Origin of the sequence: Kibdelosporangium banguiense (assembly GCF_017876405.1) — a bacterium.
GTDB lineage: Bacteria > Actinomycetota > Actinomycetes > Mycobacteriales > Pseudonocardiaceae > Kibdelosporangium > Kibdelosporangium banguiense.
Genome location: NZ_JAGINW010000001.1, coordinates 4,910,619 through 4,932,185 on the forward strand (window position 1 = coordinate 4,910,619; position 21,567 = coordinate 4,932,185).

Sequence of the window (21,567 nt, forward strand, 5' to 3'; positions counted from 1 at the left end):
CGATGGCCACACCCACCATTGTGGACGCGACGCCGGCCGCGGCGGTGAAGGTCAAGCGGCAACGGCTGCGGTTCGTCGCCAACCCGAAGGCGGCGGTCGGGCTGACGATGATGGGGATCTTCATCCTGCTGGCGATCATCGGGCCGTGGATCTCGCCGTATGATCCGTCCGCGCGCTCCAACGCGCTCGTCGAAGGACCCTCCGCAGAGCACTGGCTGGGCACGACCCACCTGGGCCAGGACATCTTCAGCCAGCTGTTGTCGGGTACTCGCAGCGTGATTCTGGTCGGACTGCTCGCCGGTGTGATCGCGACAATTCTATCGCTGCTGATCGGCGTCACGTCGGGCTATCTGTCCGGCACCGCGGCCGAGGGCCTGTCGGCACTGTCCAATGTGTTCCTGGTGATCCCGGCACTGCCGTTGATCATTATCATCACGTCGATCCTGCCGAAGACGACCGACGTCACCATCGCCCTGGTGATCGGCCTGACTTCCTGGGCATGGGGTGCACGAGTGCTCAGAGCTCAGACGCTTTCGTTGCGGCGCCGGGACTACGTCGAGGCGGCGCGAGCCACAGGCGAGTCCACCTGGCGGATCATCATCTTCGAGATCATGCCCAACCTGACCGCGGTGATCGCGTCGAACTTCATCGGCACGGTCATCTTCGCGGTCACCTCCGAGATCACGCTCGCGTTCATCGGTGTGAACACCAGCGGTGACAACTGGAACTGGGGCACGATCCTGTTCTGGGCGCAAAGCCAGCAAGCGCTCGCCCAAGGCGCGTGGTGGTGGTTCGTGCCCGCCGGTCTGGCCATCGCCTTGCTGGGCACGGCGCTGGCGTTGCTGAACTTCGGTATCGACGAGTTCGTCAGCCCGCGGCTGCGCGGCAATGGCAAGTCGAAGGTCAAGACAGTCGACGGCGACACCGTGCGGATGCGTGTCGGATTCACCCCGGTGCTCGGTTTTGGGCGGAAGGACGAGCCATGAGTGACGCCGTTCTGGAGATCAAAAGCCTGGACGTGGACTACGGTCTTGGCGCCGACGCGGTCCACGCCGTCCAGGACGTGAACCTGACGCTGCACCGCGGTGAGGTCCTAGGCCTGGCAGGGGAGTCCGGCAGCGGCAAGTCGACCCTCGCATATGGACTGACGAGACTGCTGCCGCCGCCCGGTGTGATCGCCGGCGGCGAGGTGATCTACCACCAGGACAACGGTGACACCGCCGACATCATGCGAATGACCGACGCCGAGCTGCGCCGGTTCCGCTGGGCGCAGACCGCGATCGTGTTCCAGGGCGCGATGAACTCGCTCAACCCGGTGCACAAGATCTCCACGCAGCTGACCGACGTGATCAAGGCGCACGACCCGGCCAGCACCCCGAGATCCCGCCTGGGCAGGGCCAGGGAAATGCTGTCGCTGGTAGGGATCTCCGCCGATCGGCTCGACAGCTACCCGCACCAGCTTTCCGGCGGGATGCGCCAGCGCGTGATGATCGGCATGGCGCTCGCGCTGGACCCCCGGATCGTGATCATGGACGAGCCGACCACCGCACTGGACGTGGTCATCCAGCGCCAGATCCTCGGCCAGCTGATCGACCTGCGCGAGCGGCTGGGTTTCTCGGTGCTGTTCATCACGCACGACCTGTCGTTGCTGGTCGAGTTCTCCGACCGGATCGCCATCATGTACGGCGGCCGGATCGTGGAGGAGGCGCCGGCCGCGGACATCTATCGCGACTCGCTGCACCCTTACAGCGATGGCCTGCTGCACTCGTTTCCGGCACTACGCGGGCCGCGTCGCGAACTGACCGGTATCCCCGGCTCCCCGCCGGATCTACGTGCCATGCCGACCGGCTGCGCGTTCCATCCACGCTGCCCGAAGGCCTTCGACCCCTGCGCGGCCGATCTGCCGGTGCTCGGCGTTCCCGAGAGCCACACCGCTGGTCAGCAACGCACGGTGGCCTGCTGGCTGCATCCGATCCACTGAAACGGTTCTGACTAGGAGACTTATGGAGACAACTGTGCCAGCCGTCGGAACCCATTCCGGGGCGGCCGAACGGGCTGATCCGATCGACACGCTGCCGTCCTCATTCCGGTGGGGTGTGGCGACTTCGGCCTACCAGATCGAAGGCGCGTACGACGAGGACGGGCGAACACCATCGATCTGGGACACCTACTGCCGGACACCGGGCATGGTGCACGAGGGCGAGAACGGAGATGTGGCCTGCGACCACTATCACCGGATGCCCGAGGACGTCGAAATGATCCGTTCGCTCGGCGTCGACACGTATCGGTTCTCGGTGGCCTGGCCGCGGGTTCAGCCAGGTGGCCGCGGGCCGGTCAACCACACGGGTTTGGCGTTCTACGACCGGCTGGTGGACCAGCTGCTGGGCAAGGGGATCGATCCGTGGGTCACCCTGTACCACTGGGATCTGCCACAGGAGCTGGAGGACGAAGGCGGCTGGCCGGTGCGGGACACCGCGTACCGGTTCGCCGACTACGCGATGCTGGTGTTCGATCAGCTCTCCGACCGCGTGCAGACGTGGACCACGCTGAACGAGCCCTGGTGTTCGGCCATGCTCGGCTACGCCTACGGCCTGCAGGCACCCGGGCGGCAGGACCTGCCGGCGGCAATCTCGGCCGTGCACCACCTGCTGCTGGGGCATGGCCTTGCCACGCAACGGATGCGGGCCGCGGCGGCCAAGCCGATCGAGCTCGGCATCACGCTCAACATGGGAACATCGGATCCTTCGACGGATTCGGAGGCGGACATCGCGGCGGCTCGCCGTGCCGACGGCCTCGGCACCCGGATCTACCTGGATCCGTTGGTGCACGGCCGTTATCCGGCGGACGTGGTGGAGGATCTCGCGGCCCGCGGTATCCGCATCCCGGTCCGGCCGGGCGACCTCGGCGTGATCTCGGCACCGATCGACGTGCTGGGCGTCAACTTCTACAGTGGACACGTCTTCAGCGGCCTCGACGAGAACGGCCGGGACCGCGACGACGACGGCAACCCGGTGGAACGCGTGATCCCCCAAGGCAATCCCGTCACCGCGATGGGCTGGGAGATCGTTCCGGACGCGTTCACCCGGCTGCTGGTCCGCCTCTCGCAGGACTACCCGGGCCTGCCGATGGTGATCACCGAGAACGGCGCGGCCTTCGAGGACGAGCCGGACGCGGCCGGGTTCGTCCAGGACTTCGACCGGGTCGGGTACTTCAACGACCACATCGGCGCGGTCGCGCGTGCACGTCAGGCGGGGGCCGACGTGCGCGGGTACTTCGCATGGTCGTTGATGGACAACTTCGAATGGTCCTACGGCTACGAAAAGCGATTCGGCATCGTCCGGGTGGACTACGACACCCAGGAGCGGACACCGAAACAAAGTGCCCTCTGGTACCGCGACATGATCAAGCGAGTGCGCGGGCACTGAACGCACACCGGAGGCCGCCCCGCATCGGGACGGCCTCCGGTCGTCGCGGCCTGTCGGCAAGGTGTCCGGTGTGACATCATGCTTTCGGGGGGGAACGGACCGGGGGTCGGGCCATGGTCGAAACCGTTCTCAGCGTTGTCCTGCAGCACCACAACCGGCTGTTCCGCGAGATTCTGGCCGCTCATCTGACCCGTGAACCGGATATCACGCTGCTCGGGATGGCGGCCTCCGGGCCGGAACTCATTCAGCTCTGTGACTTGCGCAGGCCCACGGTCGCGGTGTTCGAGGCGGACGCGCCCAGATGGAGCAACGAAAGGCTGGTATCGCTGCTCTTGCCGCCGGGCCGGCTGCTGCGAATGATCGGCCTGCATCAGTCTTTGACCACAGCTCATGTGATTCGGGCGTATGAGGCCGGGGTCAGTTCTTTGGTGCCGTACGCCGGTGGCCTTGAACCACTGCTTGCCGCGATCCGTGCGCCGTCGTCGGCAATCGAGACCGCCCGGGCGAAGCGAGGCGGCGGGGACGCGCTCACTCAGCGCGAACTGGAAGTCCTTTACCTGGTCTGTGCGGGCTACCCGCCTCGCCAGATCGGGCTTGAGCTGGGGATCAGCCCGCATACCGTGGAGAATCACAAGCAGCGGATCTTCACCAAGCTCGGCGTGCACAATCAGGCGCACGCGGCCGCCAGCGCGGTCCGGCTGGGATTGCTGGCGCAGGCACCACCTCGGCCCGACAGCGGGATACCGGAACAAAGACCCGGCCTGCGAGTGGCCATGGCGAAATCGGAAGGGCCACTGGCGCAGCGGGCAGCACAAGTGCTGGAGCGTCACCAGATCATTGTTCTCGACCGCGAAAATGTGTCCCGTCAACAGACCGGCAACGGCGATCATCCCGCGGCAGAGACCGGCGAATCCGATATGGGGACGCCGATTCCGGTATTGATCGGTTTACCGCCCTCGGAATGGCGCCCGCAGCCCGGCCGGGGCGTCGTGGTGCTCGTCAGTGAGGAGCCGAGACAGCATCTGCTGGCGCAGGCCGTGGTCAGCGGCGTCACCATTCTTCCCGCGTCCCATGTGGACGATTTGCTGGCGCCCGCGGTCGAGGCCGCCAACGCCGGTTACGTGTTGATCAGTTCGGCTTACTCCCGGTCGGTGCTCGGCTCGCCCGGTGGCGAGTGGCGGCGCTGGCAACTGGCGTTGACCCCACGGGAACAGGAGATTCTCTCGGCGATCGCACAGGGGCACACGACCAAACAAACCGCCCGGCTGCTGGGTATCTCGGTGCGGACGGTGGAGAACCTGCAGGGCAATCTTTTCCGGAAACTGCGAGTGCACCGCAAGGCCGCTGCGCTGGTCGTCGCCCATGAACTCGGATTGCTGGACGAGTGAGTGGCGGGCAAGCCCTAGTGTCGCGGGTCCGGCATCCAGCGGCCGGTCATCAGCCGGAACTGCCGGGCCACCTCGATCCGTAGCACTTCCCAGCCGTCGATCACCTGCAGGCGCCGCCGCCGCGCCGCGGTGACCAGAGCCGTCGGCCGCCGGCTGCAGGTGAGATCGACCAGGGTGGTGTCGCGGGCGAGTTGCCCCAGCGGGAACAGCAGTTCTTCGGCGACCGGGGTGGCGTGCACGATCAGCGAGTAGTCGGCGGGCGTGAACCGTTGCAGGGGAACGTAATCCAGACCGAGTAACCGCGCCGCCCGGATGCCACGGTCCGGTCCGCGGTTGACGAGTGTCGGTGTGACGCCGTAGCGCAGCAATCCGGCGGCCGCACCACGTCCCGCGCCGCCGCAACCGACCACCGCCGCCTTCCGGCCGCTCAGGCGGACTTCGGCCCGGCTGAGTGCGCCGACCACGCCAATTGGATCGGTTGTGTGGGCCCGCCATCCGGTCCCGGTCCGCACGAGGACGTTGGCGGCGCCGGCCCGGGACGCCGCGCCGCTTGTCATTTCGGCGAGCCGAAGGGCTGCCTCCTTGTACGGGGCCACGATGGTCGCGCCGCCGACTGTGCACCCAAGGCTGTCCAGCCCGGCTGTGACCGTTCGCCAGCTGCCCAGGAAATCCGTTGTGGGAATGGGCAAGTACAGCCCGGGGTAGCCGAGCGCCTGGTAGGCGGCGTTGTGGATGCGGGGCGACACCGACCCGTGCACCGACTGGCCGACAACGCCGAACAGGTGGTGGACCGGCGGCAGATTCGGCAGGGGATAGTCCTGCAACAGGCGGCCGACCGACGGCACTTCGGGCCCGCGGCCGCCGATCTGCCCGTATACCATCGGAGCGCCGAGCCATGGCGCGAGCAACCGTCCACATGCGCCTGTTTCGCCGATGCTGAACGCTGTTACGTTTGTGCGGTTGAGCGAACTCAGTAGCCGTAAGGGCGCCAAGGCGTGCTCGGCGGCGGTGGCTCTGGTGATCATCAGGTAGTGCCTGGCCGGGATCGTCGCCATGGCACCGAAGTGGCGCATCAGCGCTGCGAGGTCCAGACCACCGGCCGCGGCGCTCTGACCGTGCCACGCGATCAGCCTGTGGTGCGGGGGGATCGCGGCGAGGATCTCCGGCGTGGTGTCCCGGCCGATCTCCAGTTCGACGAGGTCGAAGCGCTTGCCCGTGCCGAGCAGTCTGCGTCGGCGCTGGTCGGCGGTACCGGCGAACAACCCGCCCGCGGCCATGCTGCGCAGGCTGTAGATCAGTTCACCGGAAACATGGTCACGCAACACCGCCGGATCGATGTCGCCGATCAGGTCGGCGCGAATCTCCAGCCCGCCGCCCGCGCGGTTGAGCAGCCGCAACTCGTGGGAATGCCGCCATGGCTCGGCCATCAGCGAACCGACAACGGCACAAGTGCGTGCGTGCGGACGGCCTGGGTCAGCTCTGGGCAAGGCAGACACCTCGGCAGTGTGCACAGATGGAATTGTTTGCTGGCTTGAGAAGTGTCGCACAGTGTGTGCCTGCGCGCCGGACAGGAGAACACCGGCGGTTTTCGATTCCGTTCCCGCACGTCCTAGGCTTCCGGCTCGTGGACGATCTACGGGTGTTGCCGAAGGCCAACCTGCACCTGCACCTCACAGGCTCGATGCGGCCGGCGACGTTGGTCGAGCTGGCCGCTGTGTACGGCTTGACCGTGCCACCGCCGTTGCCGATGGCCCAAGCTCATCCCTGGGAGGCGTTCCAGACTCGGTACGACGCTGCACGGGCATGCATCCGAACTGTCGACGACCTGCAACGGGTCATCCGTGAGGCGATCGCCGACAGTCAGGCGGACGGGTGCGCGTGGCTGGAGATCCAGCTTGATCCGACTTCCTACGCGCCTTTGCTGGGTGGTTTCGAGGCTGTCGTCGAAGCCGCGCTCGACGCGATGGCCGGGCAGCCTGGCGGATTGATCATCGCTTCCAGCTGGGCCCGGTCCGGTGCGCATGCGCTTTCACTGGCCGAACTGGCCGCGCGGTATCCCGGTGTGGCCGGCTTCGGACTGTCCAATGACGAGCGACGCGGGTCCATTTCGGACTTCGTGCCCGCGTTCGAAGCCGCTTCTGAAGCCGGCCTGATTTTGGTCCCGCACGGTGGTTTCTACGAGGACTCCTGGCATGTCCGGGCTTGCATCGACGACCTCGGTGCACACCGGATAGGCCACGGGCTCACCGCGATGCGTGATCCTTCGGCAGTCGCGTACCTGGCTGAGCGCGGCGTCGCCCTGGAGGTCTGCCCGACGTCCTATCCACCGCTTGGAGTGGCCACATTGGAGTCTTTGCCACTGCGGTCTCTGCTGGAGGCCGGCGTTCCCATCGCGCTGGGCTCGGACGATCCGCTCCTGTTCGGTGCGGACGTGACCGCCCAGTACGCGATCGCGCGTTCCGTCCTCGGCCTCACAGACAGTGAGCTCGCCGCCATCGCACGAAACTCGATCGAGGCATCCCGCGCGCCGGCTGACCTCAAACAGGAGACCGTGGACCGTATCGACGCTTGGCTGCTTCAGGGGTAAGGGAACGGCGGACGGCCCGAGCCGGTGACTCGGACGTTGCCCCAGGAATCGAGTTCGGCGAGCCGGGCTTGGGTGCCTTCACCGCCGGGCAGGCGGATGGATATGTCCTTGTGGCCGGATTTGTGTAGTTCGGCGACGGCTGGGTGTGCGGTGATGCGGTCGTACCAGCGATAGCTGCCGTCGATGGGCTGGAGATGGCCCATCAGGTGGACTTCCACGTCGATGTCCGTGCCGTCGGCGGTGAGGACAGCAGGACCGCGGTGGCTGGGCCGATTCTTCCTGGTCCATCGCACACCCCTTTACGTCTTGACCTAAAACGTAAACCCCGGGTCCGTGCAGGTCAACGGTAAACTCCTGACATGGCGGGCGAGAAGGAGATCAAGGCCAGAATCCTCGACGCCGCCGAACAGTGCCTGCTGGAAAGCGAGCCCGGCGCCCGGATCCACGCAGCGGTGGCCGAACGGGCGGGCGTTTCCCGGCCGACGGTCTACAAGTACGTCGGCGACCAGGAAGCCATCGTCGCCGCGATCCTGCACCGCGACATCAACCGGATGCACGAGGCCGCCGAGCACGTCCTGACCCGCCGCGGCTCGCTGCGTGAACGCTTCGTGGAGACGATCGTCTTCGTGGTCGGCTACGCACGTTCGCATGCCCTGTTGCAGAAGGGCTTGCGGGAGAACCCGGCCGCGATCCTGCCCTGGTTCACCGTCAACGCCGGGCCGATCATCGAGATGGGCATCGCCTTCGTCGGCCCGCACATCAAGCAGGCGATCGCCGACGGCGACTTCCCTGACGTGGAGCCTCGTGTCGTCGTCGAGTGGTGTTGCCGCCTCACTCTTTCGCTCATCACGACTCCCGGTACTGTCAGGCTGGACGACCCGGATCTGCTGCGCCGGTATGTCGAAGACCTGCTCGATATCGGATCGGTGATTTCTTAGATGCGTGACCTGGGGGAGCTCGTCGAGGTCGATGAGCCCGTATGGCCCTTGCTCCAGCAGGATTTCGCCAACAGTGCGACTCTCCTGCGAGTGTTGCCCGCGTCACCCGCGGGCCGTTCCTGCTTGCTGCAGTTGCAGGTCAGCGTGCGTTCGCCGCTCGGTGCGATGATCCTGCACACCGAAGGGCTGATCCTGGACGGCGGCTGGCTGCGGGTCTACGGCGGTTCCAACCTCGCCAAGGTCAACGGCTTCCCCGACGAGGTCGACCCGACCTGGCAGCCCCCTCGCGGGCTGATCGTCGCCCATGACGCGGTCGGAGGCGTGTTCGCGCTCAACGGCTACGACCCGGCCTCGATCGGCCGCCCAGGCGTGCAGGGGCAGATGATCTACTTCGCGCCGGACACCCTCGAGTGGGAGCCGATGGAGATCGGCGGCTACGGCGCCTGGCTGCAGTGGCTGCTGTCCGGTGCCCTGGACGAGTTCTACGAAGGGCTGCGGTGGCGGAACTGGAAAGCCGAGGCCCTGGCTCTCCAGCCCACGCAGGGCATCGCGGTATACCCGTTCCTGTGGTCGGAGGAGGCCCACGTGGACCTCGACGCCACCACGAGGTCTGCCGTCCCCCTGTCCGAGCTGCTCGGCCTGCACGCCGACTTCTGCGAGAAGATGGGCATGACCGCACCGGGTTTCCTCGGCTCGGTCAGCTGATCACACGCCACCACAGGCTTGTCGCATGTGGACGTGAGTCATCGGTGTTTTGTTCATCGATCTGACGAACCTTCGGGTCTTGACGTGTGACGATCAGCCGAGCAGCATCACAGTCATCGGATGACTAACGCGTGATCTGCCGCAACGCGGGTCTCCTGGGTTCGTCGTGCCCGGAAACATCGGATGTTGCGGCCGGTTCCCTGCACCCGCTGGAGTGTGTATGCGAACGCGACCCAGACAGACGATCACCCTGCTGACCATGACCGCCCTGCTCGCCGTCGGCGTGCCCGCGGCGGCCGACGAGCCGCTGGTCCAGGCGGCCATTCCAGATCCGGTGACCGTGCCGCTTGATCGCTACTTCGACAACGACGGCATCGACACGGCCGCCGCGCGTGACGGCAACTTCGACGGTTCCGGCTACACGTATCCAGCGGAAGGCCTGCCCAGCGGCAGAGTTGTGGTGGACGGCGTGCCGTACGCCTTCCCAAGCGCCGGGCCAGGAGTCAAAAACAACGTCATCGCGCTGGGACAGCGGATCGAGATCCCCAAAGGCAAGTACCACGCCGCGCACTTCCTCGTCGCGGGCAGCTACGGCATGGCATCCGGCACGGCGACCGTGCACTACGCCGACGGTGGCACGACCACGGCGTCCCTCGGCGGCCCTGACTGGTACAGCTCGTCAGGGCCGATCGCGGCGCCGTTCCGGTACTCGCCGACCGGCACCGACCAGCATCAAGTGTCCATTTCCGCAGCTCAAGTCTGGGCCGACGCAAGCCGTGAAGCCGTCGCCGTGACGCTGCCGACCACCAAACCGCCGCAGCCCAACCAGACCAGCCTGCACGTGTTCGCCATGACCGCCCAACCGGCGGCCGCAGGCAAGGCGCTGGCGCTGCGAGGCTCCAGGTCCACGACGAAACTCATGCCCGGCAAGGGCAACGTGCAGGCCGTCGAAGCGACCGTGACCAATCTCGGCGATGAGTGGATCACCGAGCGAGACGCGCTGAATGTGCGAGTCGACGTCTTTGGCGCGACAACCGTGCAACCGGCCTTCGTGAAGCGGCTTGCTCCTGGTGAGAACGCACGCGTCCGGATCGGCGTCGTCCGGACGGGTGCTCCTGTGGACACGATCGTGAACGGGAAGGTTGTCGCGCAGGGTAACCGCCTGCGCGTCGAGCAGCCGGTCCGGTTCACCCTCGGCGTCACCGACTACGAGGCGACCGACGCGTCGCTGGGCACCCACGAGTCGCCGTACTGGTTCGACGACGCCAAATTCGGCATTTTCATCCATTGGGGTGTTTATTCCGTTCCGGCCTGGTCGCCGCCGGGCGAGCAGTACGCGGAATGGTACTGGCGCTGGATGGAGGACAAGAACAACGCGGTCTACGGCTACCACGAGCAGACGTACGGCAAGGACTTCAAGTACGACGATTTCATCCCGCAGTTCACCGCGGCGAAGTACGACCCGAAAGCGTGGGCCCAGCTGTTCCAGGCAGCGGGCGCGAAGTACTACGTACTGACGTCCAAGCACCACGAGGGTTTCGCGCTGTACGACTCCAAAGTGTCCGGTCGTGACTCGGTCGACCTGGGCCCGAAACGGGACCTGGTCAAGGAATTGTTCGACGCGTCCCGCAAGTACACACCCGAGATGCGTAACGGCCTCTACTTCTCGATGCCCGAGTGGTACAACCCGGACAATCCGTGGACAGGCCACGGCCCACGCAATCCCTACACCGGCGCTGACGAGCCGTACACCGGCTACCAGGCCGGACGCGACTACGTGCGGGACTACCAGGCGCCGCAGATGCGCGAGATCGTGCACCAGTACGACCCCGACGTGATCTGGTGCGACATCGGCGGGGTGAACGACAGCCGCACAGTGCTCGCCGACTACTTCAACCGCGCGAAGAACCGTCAGCAGCCCAAGGACGTGACAGTCGACGACCGCTGCGGGATCCCCACACACGACTTCACCACCCCGGAATACGCGACCTACCCGGACACCGTGGTCAAGAAGTGGGAAGCCAGCCGCGGCCTGGACCCGCGTTCGTACGGCTACAACAAGGCAACGCCCGACAGCATGTACATGACCGCGAACGAAGTCGTGGACACGCTGGCGGACACCAACAGCAAGAACGGCAACTTCCTGCTGGACATCGGCCCGCGCGCGGACGGCTCGATCCCACAGATCATGGAGACCCGCCTGCGTGAGACCGGCGCCTGGCTCAAGACCAACGGCGAGTCGATCTACGGCACCACGTACTGGTCACGAATGGCGGCACAGGGCCAGTTGCGCTTCTCCGTCAAGCAGAACGAGGCCTTCTACATCACCTCGCTCGAACGTCCGGGCAACCAACTCGTGGTGGACGCACCTGTCCCGATCCGGCCAGGCGACCGCGTCACGATGCTGGGCTACAACGGCCCAGCCCTGAAATGGGCGCAGCAGAACGGCAAACTCGTGATCGACATCCCGGAGGCGGCCAAGAACGCCGGCCAGCACGCCTGGGTCGTGAAGATCGCCTGACGGCGCTGGTGGGGCCCGATCCCGTCGGGCCCCACGGGTTTCCGCTAGACATACACCATGATGATCGGCCGACTCCCGCTGGACGAACAACTCGACGCGCTACGGGCAACCCTCACCCGCAACTCGCAACTGATGGAAGTCCTGGCACGGGCCGAGAAACTGGATTTGCCAGGGTGGTACCTGACTTCCGGCTGCCTGGTCCAAACCGTGTGGAACGTAGTCACCGGCCGTCCGCCGGCCGCGGGCATCAGGGACTACGACCTGTTCTACTTCGACGCAACCGACCTGAGCTGGGAAGCCGAGGACGAGGTCATCCAGGCGGGCGCAGCCGTCTTTGGGGATCTGCCCGTGGACGTGGAGATCCGCAACGAGGCACGAGTACACCTTTGGTACTCAGACCGCTTCGGAGTACCGTGCCCGCCTTACCCGTCCAGCGAAGCAGCCATCGACTCATTCGCGGCAACAACTTGTTGCGTCGGCATCCGCCTTGTCGAGAACGACAGGTGGCGCGTTTACGCTCCGCACGGCCTCGCCGACGTGTTCAACCTCGTCGTCCGGCCCAATCCAGTGCTCGCACCCCGCAGCGTCTACGAGACCAAAACCCAGCGCTGGCTCCAACAATGGCCCGAACTGACAGTCCTGCCTTGGCCTGAAAGCTGATGAATTGCGGCCTGAGGTTTCGGCAAGACCTTCCCCCTCATGATGTGGGTGCTCGGATGGCCGGAGCGCCGCCAGTTGTCCCGGCCATCCGAGCGGTCTGGGTGGGATCAGCTGCTGGAGTAGACGATGTCGATGTGCGGGATTCGGTCGTTTCCTGTTGTGGTGGTCGGCCAGATATCGCCTTGGTTGACTGCTTCTACTGTGCGCAGGCGGTTGTATGTGCCTTGGGACTGGTCGACCAGATTGCTGCTGGGGTGGTAGATGCGTTGGCCGACTGTTGCGGCGACGAAGACGTGGTCGTTGATTGTGGTGAGGCTGCGGACCTTGAAGCGGTATGGGGTGCCTGTCGGTCGCGGGTTCGCCGGCGCTGAAGGCAGGTTTTCGTCCATAATGGACACAGGCGCGCTCGACAGCGTACCTGTGACGCGCGGAGTTACCGCACGACACAACAGGTGAGGTGTCACGGAGGCCTCCTGTGCAGGGGGCGCTTACGACTTTGTTTAAGGTCTGAATTCAGGCATGGCGGATCGTGGCCTGTCAATGGCTGTCCCGGCTGGCGGGGCATGAAGTTTCCGGCCGGCGTCGATCAGAGCGATGCCGAGGCGAGCCTGAGCGCCTCGGGGCGGCTCATTGCCTGGCCTTCGGCGTACGCGCTGGCGAACGCGTCGGCTCCGATCATTGCGGTCGCGGCTTCGGTCACCCGGGTGACGCCGTCGGCGCAGACCACGGCTATGCCGCGTAACGCTGCGCCCGCGCCGAGCAGTCGAGCGGCCTGTTCGGGTTCGCCGTTGAGCAGGGCGACGCCGCTCAACGCTTCGGTCACTGCTCCGGCCAGGGGCACGTTGCCCCAGCCGATCGCGTCTTTCATCGCCTCGGCCAGCCGGGATACCGCTTCGGCCGAGTTGCCTTCGGCGCACGCGATCCACCCGAGTCCGACCAGGATCTGTGATCGCGCCCAATCCGGGCCGAACCATCCGGTGCCGCACTCGGCCAATGCCAGTTCGGCCAGCTCGCGAGCCGCACGCAGGTCGCCGCGAAGCCGTGCGGCATTGGCCATGCCGCTGTGCGCTGCGGACTGGAAGAGGGGGGTGGCGTGCCGGTTGGCCAGAGTGAGCACCTGGTGGTGATCTGCGCCGGCGCCTGCGAGGTCGCCCGCGTTGAGGCGGCAGTCGGCTCGCCTGCTGAGCATGTCGCAGAGATCCTCGGTCGCGCCGAGCGCGCCGACCAGGGAGATGGCCTCGTCCAGCATCGCGATCGCCCGTGCGTGGTCCCCGCGCCAACTGGTGATCGTGCCGAGTTCGCTGAGCACCTGCATGATGCCCCACCGCTCACCGATCGCCCGGAACTCGGCCAGCGCGGTGGTCCAGGTCCGCTCGGCGATGGCGATGTCACCGTCGAAGAGCTGCTGGTAGCCCCGGCCGAGCGGGGCGAGAGCCTGGCTCCACGGGTCGTCGCCGATCAGCACTTCCGCGACCCGCGGCGCGGGCGGTCCGACGACCGGAGCCAGAAGCACTGTGGTGAACGGGTACATCGGTGGCCCGGTCCGGTTGGCGGCCCAGGTTTTCACGCTCTGCAGATGGTCCGGCAGCGAGTTGGCGGCCAACGCGTTCAGCACGCACAGCACGCGGTCTTCGGTGAGGTCGTCCGGTCCGATCTTGACTGCGAGATCGAAACACAGCTGGGCGCCGTCGGACCGTCGCCCGCGCATCCACCAGTACGTCGACAAGGCGCCGACCAGCTGCAACGCCAGGTCGACATCCGCTTCGACGGCCCAACGCAGGGCGGCTTGCAGGTTGTCGTGTTCGGCGTCGATCGCCGCCAGCCAGGAAAGCTGTTCGGCGCCTAGCAAGTGTTTGTTCGATTCACGCGCGAAGCCGAGAAAGTGCTGTGCGTGCGCCCGGCGCGTCTGTGACGTTTGAACGCCAAGGTGTTCAGCGCAGAACGCCTGAATGGTCTCCAGCATGCGATAGCGGTCGCCGGACACTTCCAGCAACGACTTGTCCGCCAGGCTCGCCAACAGGTCCATCGTGTCCGGCAGGCCGCAAACGCTTTCCGCGTCGGCCAGCCTGGCTCCGCCGGCGAAAACCGTCAAGCGGCTGGCCACGGCGCGTTCGTCGTCGTCGAGCAGGTCCCAGCTCCACTCGACCACGGCCCGCAACGTCCGGTGCCGGGCCTCAGCCGCGCGGCTGCCTTTGGACAACAAGGCGAACCGGTCCTCCAGCCGGGCTGCGACCTGTGCGACCGGCAACGATCGGACACGCGCTGCGGCCAGTTCGATCGCCAGCGGCAGCCCGTCGAGTGCCTGACAGATGTGCGCTATGTCCCCCTCGTCCGCCTCGAAGTCCGCGCGCACAGCCTTGGCGCGGTCGGTGAACAATCGGATCGCCGGTTCGATGGTGAGCTGCGGTACTGCGAAGAGCGTTTCCCCAGTGATGCCAAGGGGTTCACGGCTGGTAGCCAGGATTCGCAGGCCGGCGTGCGCGGCGAGCAAGCGTCCGGTCAACTGCGCGGCCGCTTCGATCACGTGCTCGCAGTTGTCGAACACGAGCACCATCGGGCGATCCGTGAGCGCCGCGACCAGCCTGTCGATCGGTGGCGCCACCTGACGGCGCGATCTGGCGGGCTCCCGCAAGCCCAGTGCGGCCAGGACAACCTGTGACAGTTCGTCCACAACGCCGGACAATTCGACAAAACAGACATCGCTCAGCCGGCCGGCTGCCTCCACGGCAAGCCTGGTCTTGCCCGTGCCGCCAGGGCCGGTCAGTGTGACGAGCCGGTTGGCTTCGAGCAATGCGCGCACACGAGCCAGCTCCGGCTCCCGGCCGACGAAGCTGGTCAGCTGGGCGGGAACGGGATTGACAGCGATGGTCTGTCCTTTGAGGATCGCCAGATGTGTCTCGGCCAGCTCGGCAGACGGGTCCGCGCCCAGTTCGTCGGCCAGCGTGCGCCGGGCATCCTCGAATGCCGTCAACGCCTCGGCCTGCCGTCCACTGGCCGCCAACGCCCGCATCAGCTGGCCTCGCAGGCGTTCCCGCAACGGATACGCCGCCACCAGCTCCTGCAGCTTGCCCAGATCAGGGCCGTTCAACGCCAGTTGTGCCTCGATGTGGTCCTCGACCGCGGCCATCCGCAACTCGTCCAGCCGGGCGCTGTCCACCTCGGCCGGGCCTCGCCACAGCTCGAGCGCCGCACCGAGCAGCTTCTCCGCGCGGCTCGCATTGCCCGCGTCGAGCGCCTGCCTGCCGTCGCGGGCAAGCTCCTCGAACCGGAAAGCGTCCACATCGGACGGATCGATGGCGAGCCGGTAACCCGTGGGATGCAGCTCGATCAGCCCGCCCAGACTCCGTCGCAACCGGGAGACCTGTGACTGCAGCGCGTTCGCAGCGCTCTCCGGCGGCTCGTCGCCGTACAGCCCGTCGATCAGCCGATCCGTGGAGATCACGTGCCCGGCATCGGCGAGCAACAGCGCAAGCAGGGTACGGACCTTCGGCCCGCCGAGCGCGACTTCACTGCCGTCGGCATGCCGGGCTGCCACCGGGCCCAGGACCCCGAACCACACCCGGCCATCGTCTCACAGGTCACCTGATCACAAGGCCGGCCGCGCGGAGGGATTCCTCGACGCGGATTCGCTCCAGCTCCAGTGACGTGCCAGGTGGCAGGCGGTCGAGCCGGTGGTCGACTTCGACCGCGGTACAGGCCTGCATCAGCAGGCAGTCGTACGCCTGCAGGGTTCCCCGGCGCCGGACTATCGGGGTGCCTGGCCCGAACTGGGCAAGCAGGTTGTGCAGACGGCGCAGGTCGGCGGCGACCTTTTCGATGGGCGGATGCGTGGACACCACCTGCGGGCGGCGACGCAGACGGCGGATGAGCCGGGGCAGGCGCATGACCATCCAGCACGCTGCCACCGGACTTATCACGATCACCAGGTACAGCAGCATGTTCAGGACTGGGAAGCCGGCCGCGCCGGGCATACCTCATCATAGCTGGGCAGGGCGATATTGCTCGCCGCCTTTGTGGTCATCTTGTTGAACATGTTCGTCATGGCGGGCATGCCGAGCAATCGGTACATCTTGTTACGGGTCCAGATCGCGCGCCGGGTGCGTGGAGCGAGGAATGATCCCGCGCGTTCGGCGCTTTTCTGGCAGTTGGTCACGTAGTCACGCACGAGTGATTCGTATCGGCCGAAAGCGGTCCGGTAATCGGCTCGGGCGAGTTCACCGGCGAGGACGTACGCGCAGACAATGGCCGCGCCGGTGCCCATGCCGCCGCAAGTCGCGCCATAACCGGCGTCACCCAGCAGGGTGATGCGGCCGGATGTGTAGCCGGGCATGTGAATGGTGCTGATCGAGTCGAAATAGAAGTCCGGCGCCTGCCACATCGCCTCGACAAAGCGGGCCGTCTCCCAGCCGACCTCGGCAAAGGTCTCCGCGACGAGCTGTTTCTGCTCATCAGCCGGAAGCCGGTCGAAACCACGCTCCGAAGAGGCGAAGACGAGCAACGCGCCGGTGGATCGCTTGCCCGCGGAGAACATGACGCCTTTGCCCGGTTCGTTGTACATCACGCCGCGGTTCTCAAGGCCGAGGTAGTTCGGGGTGGCGAACCCGGCCAGGTAGTAGTCGTGGAACCGGCTGAAGCGGGACTCCTCGCCGAACGCCACCGAACGCACCCCGGAATGCAGCCCGTCAGCCCCGATGACCAGGTCGAACGTCCGCGGTGCGGCATGGGCGAACGTCACGTCGACGCCACCGGGAGTCTCGCTCAGACCGGTGATGTGATCGCCGAAGACATATTCCGTGTTGTCCTTCGTCCGCTCGTACAGCAGGTGGCTCAATTCGCCGCGCAACACCTCCACCTCGCCGCTCATGAATTCGGACGGCAGGGATGCGAGGGTCTTTCCGGTCGCGGAGATGACGTTCTGCGTGCCCATGTTGGTCTGGATCGCGCGGACATCGTCGAGGATTCCCATTCGGGTGAGCACGCCGATGTGCGCGGAACCGCGGAAATCAACGGCGAAACCGTCGGAGCGTAGCGCTGGGGCTCGTTCCACCACGGTGGTCATGAAGCCGTACCGCTGGAGCCAGAAAGCCGCTGCCGGTCCGGCGACGCCGGCGCCTGAGATCAGGATGTTCATGGGGACAACGGTGCGGCCGGGCGCTGACGGCTACCGCACCAAGCGCTGACCGGCCTTGTCAGGACCGTTTCCGGTGCCGGCTGGCGATCATGCCGAAGGCCACCACGCCGGCGATCATCGAGCCGAAGAGCAACATGAACACACCGGTCAGCACACCGAGCACACCGAGTGCGCCGGCCACTGAGAAGGCGATCAACCGGGGAACGCTCGACGGTTTTCTGACCGGGCCCGAGCGCAGGATCCTGGCCAGCTGCGGGTCGTCCTTCTCGAACCATTCTTCGATCAGACGGAGTTGTCTGCGTTCGTACGGAGTAAACATCCAGGGGCTCCAGGCGTCGACGATAGCGCCCGGGTACCCCGTCACCTGCTGATCTATCCCTCAAGTGCGTCCAGGACCTGCTGGCCGTACTTGGCGAGCTTGTTCTCCCCGACGCCGTTGATCCTGCCCAGGTCGGCGAGGGTCTTCGGCAAGGCCGTCGCGATCTCGCGCAGTGTCGCGTCGTGGAAGATCACATATGCCGGGACGCCCTGTTCCTTGGCGGCCGCGCCGCGCCAGGCCCGCAGCTTCTCGAAGACCGGCACGGCCTCGGCAGGCAGGTCCACGGCGGCCTTCTTGGGCTTCGCCGCCTTCGATGTCGCGGCTTTCTCCTGCTCACGCCGCATGAGAACGGTCCGCTCTTTGCGCAGCACACTGGCGCTGGCATCGGTGAGCACAAGCGTGCCGTAGTCGCCTTCGACCGCGAGCAGGCCCTGGGCCAGCAGCTGCCGGACCACGCCACGCCACCCGGCCTCGCTCAGCTCCTCGCCGATGCCGAAGACCGTCAGCGTGTCGTGGTCGTGCTGGATGACCTTGGCGGTCTTGCGGCCCAGCAGGATGTCGATCACCTGGCCGGCGCCGAACTTCTGCCGGCGCTCCTTCTGCAGGCGGAAGATCGTGGACAGCAGCTTCTGTGCGGCCACGGTGCCGTCCCACGACTCGGGCGGCGTCAGGCACGTGTCGCAGTTGCCGCACGGCTCACCGCGTTGGCCGAAGTAGTTCAGCAGCTGCACACGACGGCACGTGACGGTCTCGCACAATGCCAGCATCGCGTCCAGATGCGTGCTCTGCCTGCGGCGATGCGCGTCGTCACCCTCGGATGTCTCGATCATCTTGCGCTGCTGCACGACGTCCTGCAGGCCATACGCCAGCCATGCGGTCGACGGCAGCCCGTCCCGGCCCGCGCGACCGGTCTCCTGGTAGTAGCCCTCGACGGATTTCGGCAGGTCAAGGTGGGCGACGAAGCGTACGTCCGGCTTGTCGATGCCCATCCCGAACGCGATCGTCGCGACCACGATCAGGCCGTCCTCCCGCAGGAACCGCGACTGGTTCTCCGCACGGGTCCGGGCGTCCAGCCCGGCGTGGTACGGCACCGCCGGAATCCCGTTGGCCACCAGGAACTCGGCTGTCTTCTCCACCGACGCCCTGGACAGGCAGTACACGATGCCCGCGTCACCGGTGTGCTCGTTACGCAGCAGGTCCAGCAGCTGACGCTTCGGGTCGGCCTTCGACACGATCCGGTACTGGATGTTGGGCCGGTCGAAACTGGCCACGAAGTGCCGGGCCTCGCCCAGGTTGAGCCGGTTGGCGATCTCGGCGTGGGTGGCCTCGGTGGCTGTGGCGGTCAGCGCGATCCGCGGCACGTCCGGCCAGCGCTCGTGCAGCTGCGACAGGCCGAGGTAGTCCGGCCGGAAGTCGTGGCCCCACTGGGCGACACAGTGCGCCTCGTCGATCGCGAACAGCGAGATGCGGCCGCGGTCGAGCAGCTCCAGCGTCGCGGGCACCCGCAGCCGTTCGGGCGCGAGGTAGAGCAGGTCCAGCTCGCCTGCCTGGAACATCGCCTCGGTCAGCCGGCGTTCCTCGAAGTCCTGGGTGGAGTTGAGGAAACCGGCGCGCACCCCGAGGGTGTTCAACGCGTCCACTTGGTCCTGCATCAACGCGATCAGCGGCGAGACCACGATGCCCACGCCGGGCCGGACCAGCGCCGGAATCTGGTAGCAGAGCGACTTTCCGCCACCGGTCGGCATCAGGACGAGCGCGTCACCGCCACCCGCGACGTGATCGATGATCGCTTCCTGCTCGCCGCGGAAGGAGTCGTACCCGAAGACCCGGCGCAGGGTATCCAGCGCCGGGCTCGCGGTCTCGAGCGAAGCCACCCGGCGATCCTAGCCGCCCGCGGTGTTGCGGGCGTCTTGCGGGCCTTGCTTACGGTGAAAGTTCTGCCATCAAGGGAGGTACACGTGACAGCTCTTGACATCGGCCTGCGGGGGCTCGCGGGTTCACCGGTACGGCAAGAGGAAATCCACTGGTGCTCCGGCTGCGGCGACTACGCCGTTCTGGACACTGTACAGGCGTACCTGCCGTCACTGGGGCTCGCACGCGAGAAGATCGTGCTGTTCTCGGGAATCGGCTGCCACGCCGCTCCGCACTACCGCGACATCGACGGCGTGCACTCGGTGCACGGCCGGGCCCCGGCGATCGCCACCGGTGTGGCGATGGGCCGCCCGGACCTGTCGGTCTGGGTGATCATCCAGGACGGCCACACCATGGCGGCAGGCGGCAATCACCTGATCAACTCGTTGCACACCAATGTGAATATCAAGGTCCTGTTGTACGACAACAAGCCTGACCCGTTGTCACTGACGTGTGACATGTCGTTTCTCGGACGGGTGGCCGACAATGACAAAGACGGCCTGACCGAGGTTCTTGCCGCCGCCGCGCACCATCGCGGTTCCGGTCTGATCCAGATCCGGCCGGCCGGCCCGAAGATCCGCCCGACCGGGATTCTGCGGCAGGTCCATCGGCCCACGCACGAACAGCGGGTACGGGCCGCGGTGGCGGAAGTGCCTGAACTGAGGGCTTTTTTGTAGCTGTTGCGCCCGAATTGCGGCTACTGCGTAGAAATGATGTCAGCGAAATCCGTGAAACGCGGCAGTACGTGGGTGAGGAGACGCACGTGAGCACATCTGAAGCCTGGAAGTACCTAGAGCCGAAGATCGCGAACATCCAGGAACGCATCTTCGAGCTCGAATGGGAGCCCAGCAGGCGCAACAACTTCGTCCCCTACAAGGCCGACGGCAACACCGCCTATGTGTTCGTCGAGGGTCAGCGTCTCCTCATGATGTCCGGCTATGGCTACATCGGACTCAACGGTGACCCGCGCGTCGTGGCGGCAGCGAAGGCCGCGGTCGACGAGTACGGCACCGGTACCCCCGGCGTGCGAGCGCTGGCCGGAACGATTCCGCTGCACGAGGAACTCGAACGCGAGGTCGCCAAGTTCCTCGGCCGTGAGAGCGCGCTCGTGTTCAGCTCCGGATACGCCGGCAACGTCGGCGTCATCGGCGCCCTGGTCGGTGCCGGTGACACGATCTTCCTCGACAAGCTGGACCATGCGTCTATTGTGGATGGTGCGCAGCTGACCGGTGCCACGCTCACCCGCTTCCGGCACAACGACCCCGGCCACCTCGACCGGCGGCTCGAGGCCACGGCGCCGGGTGGAACCCGTCTGGTGATCGTGGACAGTGTGTACTCAATGGACGGTGACATCGCGCCGTTGCCCGCGCTTCGCGAGGTCTGCGACAAGCACAACGCGCTGCTGATGGTCGACGAGGCGCACGCGCTCGGTGTCATCGGTGCGACCGGCCGGGGCATTGAGGAGCACTTCAACTACGAGGTCAAGGCCGACATCAAGGTGGGCACGCTGTCCAAGGCGATCCCGGCCAACGGCGGCTGGATCGTCGGCGAGAAGATCCTCATGGACTACGTCAAGCGGTTCGCCCGGCCGTTCCTGTTCTCCGCCGCGTTGGCCCCCGCCCAGGTCGGTGCCGCGCTGGAGTCGTTGCGGATCCTGGACCGTGAGCCGGAGCGCGTCTCGTACACGCAACGTGAGGCGGCGCGCTTCCGTGACCTCGTCCAGCAGGCCGGGTTCAACACCGGCGACACCGAGACTGCGGTCGTGCCGCTGATCGTCGGCTCGAACGACAAGGCCTGGGACTTCGCCTCCGCACTGCAGAAGGGCGGCGTGGTCGGCCTGCCGGTGATCAGCCCGGCCGTCCAGCCCCACATGGCGCGGCTGCGTATCGCCATCACCGCCGCGCACAGCCGGGCGGACATCGACTACGCGATCGACTCGTTCATCACCGCGGCGCGTCAGACGAAGGTGCTGGAGGGCTGAG

The 21,567-nt window shown here is 66.3% G+C and carries 19 protein-coding genes; 11 read left to right on the forward strand and 8 right to left on the reverse strand.

All coding sequences use genetic code 11. The features are described 5' to 3' along the window. Positions 1-2 precede the first annotated feature (2 nt). From JOF56_RS23270 to JOF56_RS23285, 4 genes are all read left to right on the forward strand, one after another. Positions 3-986 carry an ABC transporter permease gene (locus tag JOF56_RS23270; RefSeq protein WP_209641546.1) on the forward strand — a complete coding sequence of 328 codons (984 nt, stop codon included), beginning with the start codon at positions 3-5 and terminating at the stop codon, positions 984-986. Further along, positions 983-1,981, forward strand: coding sequence for an ABC transporter ATP-binding protein (locus JOF56_RS23275; RefSeq protein ID WP_209641548.1), 999 nt, complete (start codon positions 983-985; stop codon positions 1,979-1,981). Before JOF56_RS23270 ends, JOF56_RS23275 begins: the two co-directional genes overlap by 4 nt. A gap of 22 nt (positions 1,982-2,003) precedes the next feature. After that, the gene (locus tag JOF56_RS23280) at positions 2,004-3,425 is read left to right on the forward strand and encodes a GH1 family beta-glucosidase (RefSeq protein WP_209641550.1); all 1,422 of its coding nucleotides are present in this window, start codon (positions 2,004-2,006) and stop codon (positions 3,423-3,425) included. A 113-nt stretch (positions 3,426-3,538) separates the two neighbouring features. Further along, positions 3,539-4,813, forward strand: coding sequence for a response regulator transcription factor (locus JOF56_RS23285; RefSeq protein ID WP_209641552.1), 1,275 nt, complete (start codon positions 3,539-3,541; stop codon positions 4,811-4,813). A gap of 14 nt (positions 4,814-4,827) precedes the next feature. Here the strand turns inward: JOF56_RS23285 and JOF56_RS23290 are convergent, their stop codons facing one another. Further along, positions 4,828-6,300: a type I 3-dehydroquinate dehydratase gene (locus JOF56_RS23290; protein WP_209641554.1), complete on the reverse strand. Its 1,473-nt coding sequence runs from the start codon at positions 6,298-6,300 to the stop codon at positions 4,828-4,830. A 137-nt stretch (positions 6,301-6,437) separates the two neighbouring features. On the opposite strand from JOF56_RS23290, the gene add reads away from it, so the two are divergent. Next, positions 6,438-7,400 carry an adenosine deaminase gene (add, locus tag JOF56_RS23295; protein ID WP_209641555.1) on the forward strand — a complete coding sequence of 321 codons (963 nt, stop codon included), beginning with the start codon at positions 6,438-6,440 and terminating at the stop codon, positions 7,398-7,400. Here add and JOF56_RS23300 read toward each other — a convergent pair. After that, complete coding sequence (locus tag JOF56_RS23300; RefSeq protein ID WP_209641557.1) at positions 7,391-7,693, reverse strand: DUF4873 domain-containing protein; 303 nt, start codon at positions 7,691-7,693, stop codon at positions 7,391-7,393. The genes add and JOF56_RS23300 overlap by 10 nt on opposite strands. A 66-nt stretch (positions 7,694-7,759) precedes the next feature. On the opposite strand from JOF56_RS23300, the gene JOF56_RS23305 reads away from it, so the two are divergent. The 4 genes from JOF56_RS23305 to JOF56_RS23320 all read left to right on the forward strand — a co-directional run bounded on the left by JOF56_RS23305 (position 7,760) and on the right by JOF56_RS23320 (position 12,224). Continuing rightward, positions 7,760-8,338 (forward strand): TetR/AcrR family transcriptional regulator, encoded by a 579-nt coding sequence (locus tag JOF56_RS23305; RefSeq protein WP_209641559.1) that lies wholly within the window; start codon positions 7,760-7,762, stop codon positions 8,336-8,338. Beyond that, entirely contained in the window at positions 8,339-9,043 is a 705-nt protein-coding gene (locus JOF56_RS23310; RefSeq protein WP_209641561.1) for a DUF2625 family protein, read from the forward strand. 220 nt (positions 9,044-9,263) lie between these two features. Continuing rightward, positions 9,264-11,564, forward strand: a complete 2,301-nt coding sequence (locus JOF56_RS23315) for an alpha-L-fucosidase (protein WP_209641563.1) — start codon at positions 9,264-9,266, stop codon at positions 11,562-11,564. Between the two features lie 57 nt (positions 11,565-11,621). Further along, a complete protein-coding gene (locus tag JOF56_RS23320; RefSeq protein WP_209641565.1) occupies positions 11,622-12,224 on the forward strand; it encodes a nucleotidyltransferase family protein in 603 nt (200 codons plus the stop codon). A 107-nt stretch (positions 12,225-12,331) separates the two neighbouring features. On the opposite strand, the gene JOF56_RS23325 is transcribed toward JOF56_RS23320, so the two are convergent. From JOF56_RS23325 to recQ, 6 genes are all read right to left on the reverse strand, one after another. Next, the gene (locus JOF56_RS23325) at positions 12,332-12,613 is read right to left on the reverse strand and encodes a hypothetical protein (protein WP_209641568.1); all 282 of its coding nucleotides are present in this window, start codon (positions 12,611-12,613) and stop codon (positions 12,332-12,334) included. A gap of 197 nt (positions 12,614-12,810) precedes the next feature. Beyond that, positions 12,811-15,783: an AfsR/SARP family transcriptional regulator gene (locus JOF56_RS23330; RefSeq protein ID WP_209641570.1), complete on the reverse strand. Its 2,973-nt coding sequence runs from the start codon at positions 15,781-15,783 to the stop codon at positions 12,811-12,813. Positions 15,784-15,802: 19 nt separating this feature from the next. Then, positions 15,803-16,195, reverse strand: coding sequence for a hypothetical protein (locus JOF56_RS23335; RefSeq protein WP_209641572.1), 393 nt, complete (start codon positions 16,193-16,195; stop codon positions 15,803-15,805). Then, positions 16,165-17,355: an FAD-dependent monooxygenase gene (locus tag JOF56_RS23340; RefSeq protein WP_209641574.1), complete on the reverse strand. Its 1,191-nt coding sequence runs from the start codon at positions 17,353-17,355 to the stop codon at positions 16,165-16,167. The genes JOF56_RS23335 and JOF56_RS23340 overlap by 31 nt, the downstream gene beginning before the upstream one ends. Before the next feature lie 58 nt (positions 17,356-17,413). Next, positions 17,414-17,674 (reverse strand): DUF3040 domain-containing protein, encoded by a 261-nt coding sequence (locus JOF56_RS23345; protein WP_209641576.1) that lies wholly within the window; start codon positions 17,672-17,674, stop codon positions 17,414-17,416. Between the two features lie 53 nt (positions 17,675-17,727). Then, a complete protein-coding gene (gene recQ / locus JOF56_RS23350; RefSeq protein WP_209641578.1) occupies positions 17,728-19,548 on the reverse strand; it encodes a DNA helicase RecQ in 1,821 nt (606 codons plus the stop codon). 84 nt (positions 19,549-19,632) lie between these two features. On the opposite strand from recQ, the gene JOF56_RS23355 reads away from it, so the two are divergent. Next, positions 19,633-20,262, forward strand: coding sequence for a thiamine pyrophosphate-dependent enzyme (locus tag JOF56_RS23355; RefSeq protein ID WP_307855223.1), 630 nt, complete (start codon positions 19,633-19,635; stop codon positions 20,260-20,262). An 86-nt stretch (positions 20,263-20,348) separates the two neighbouring features. After that, the gene (locus JOF56_RS23360; protein WP_209641580.1) at positions 20,349-21,566 is read left to right on the forward strand and encodes an aminotransferase class I/II-fold pyridoxal phosphate-dependent enzyme; all 1,218 of its coding nucleotides are present in this window, start codon (positions 20,349-20,351) and stop codon (positions 21,564-21,566) included. Position 21,567: the final 1 nt, after the last annotated feature.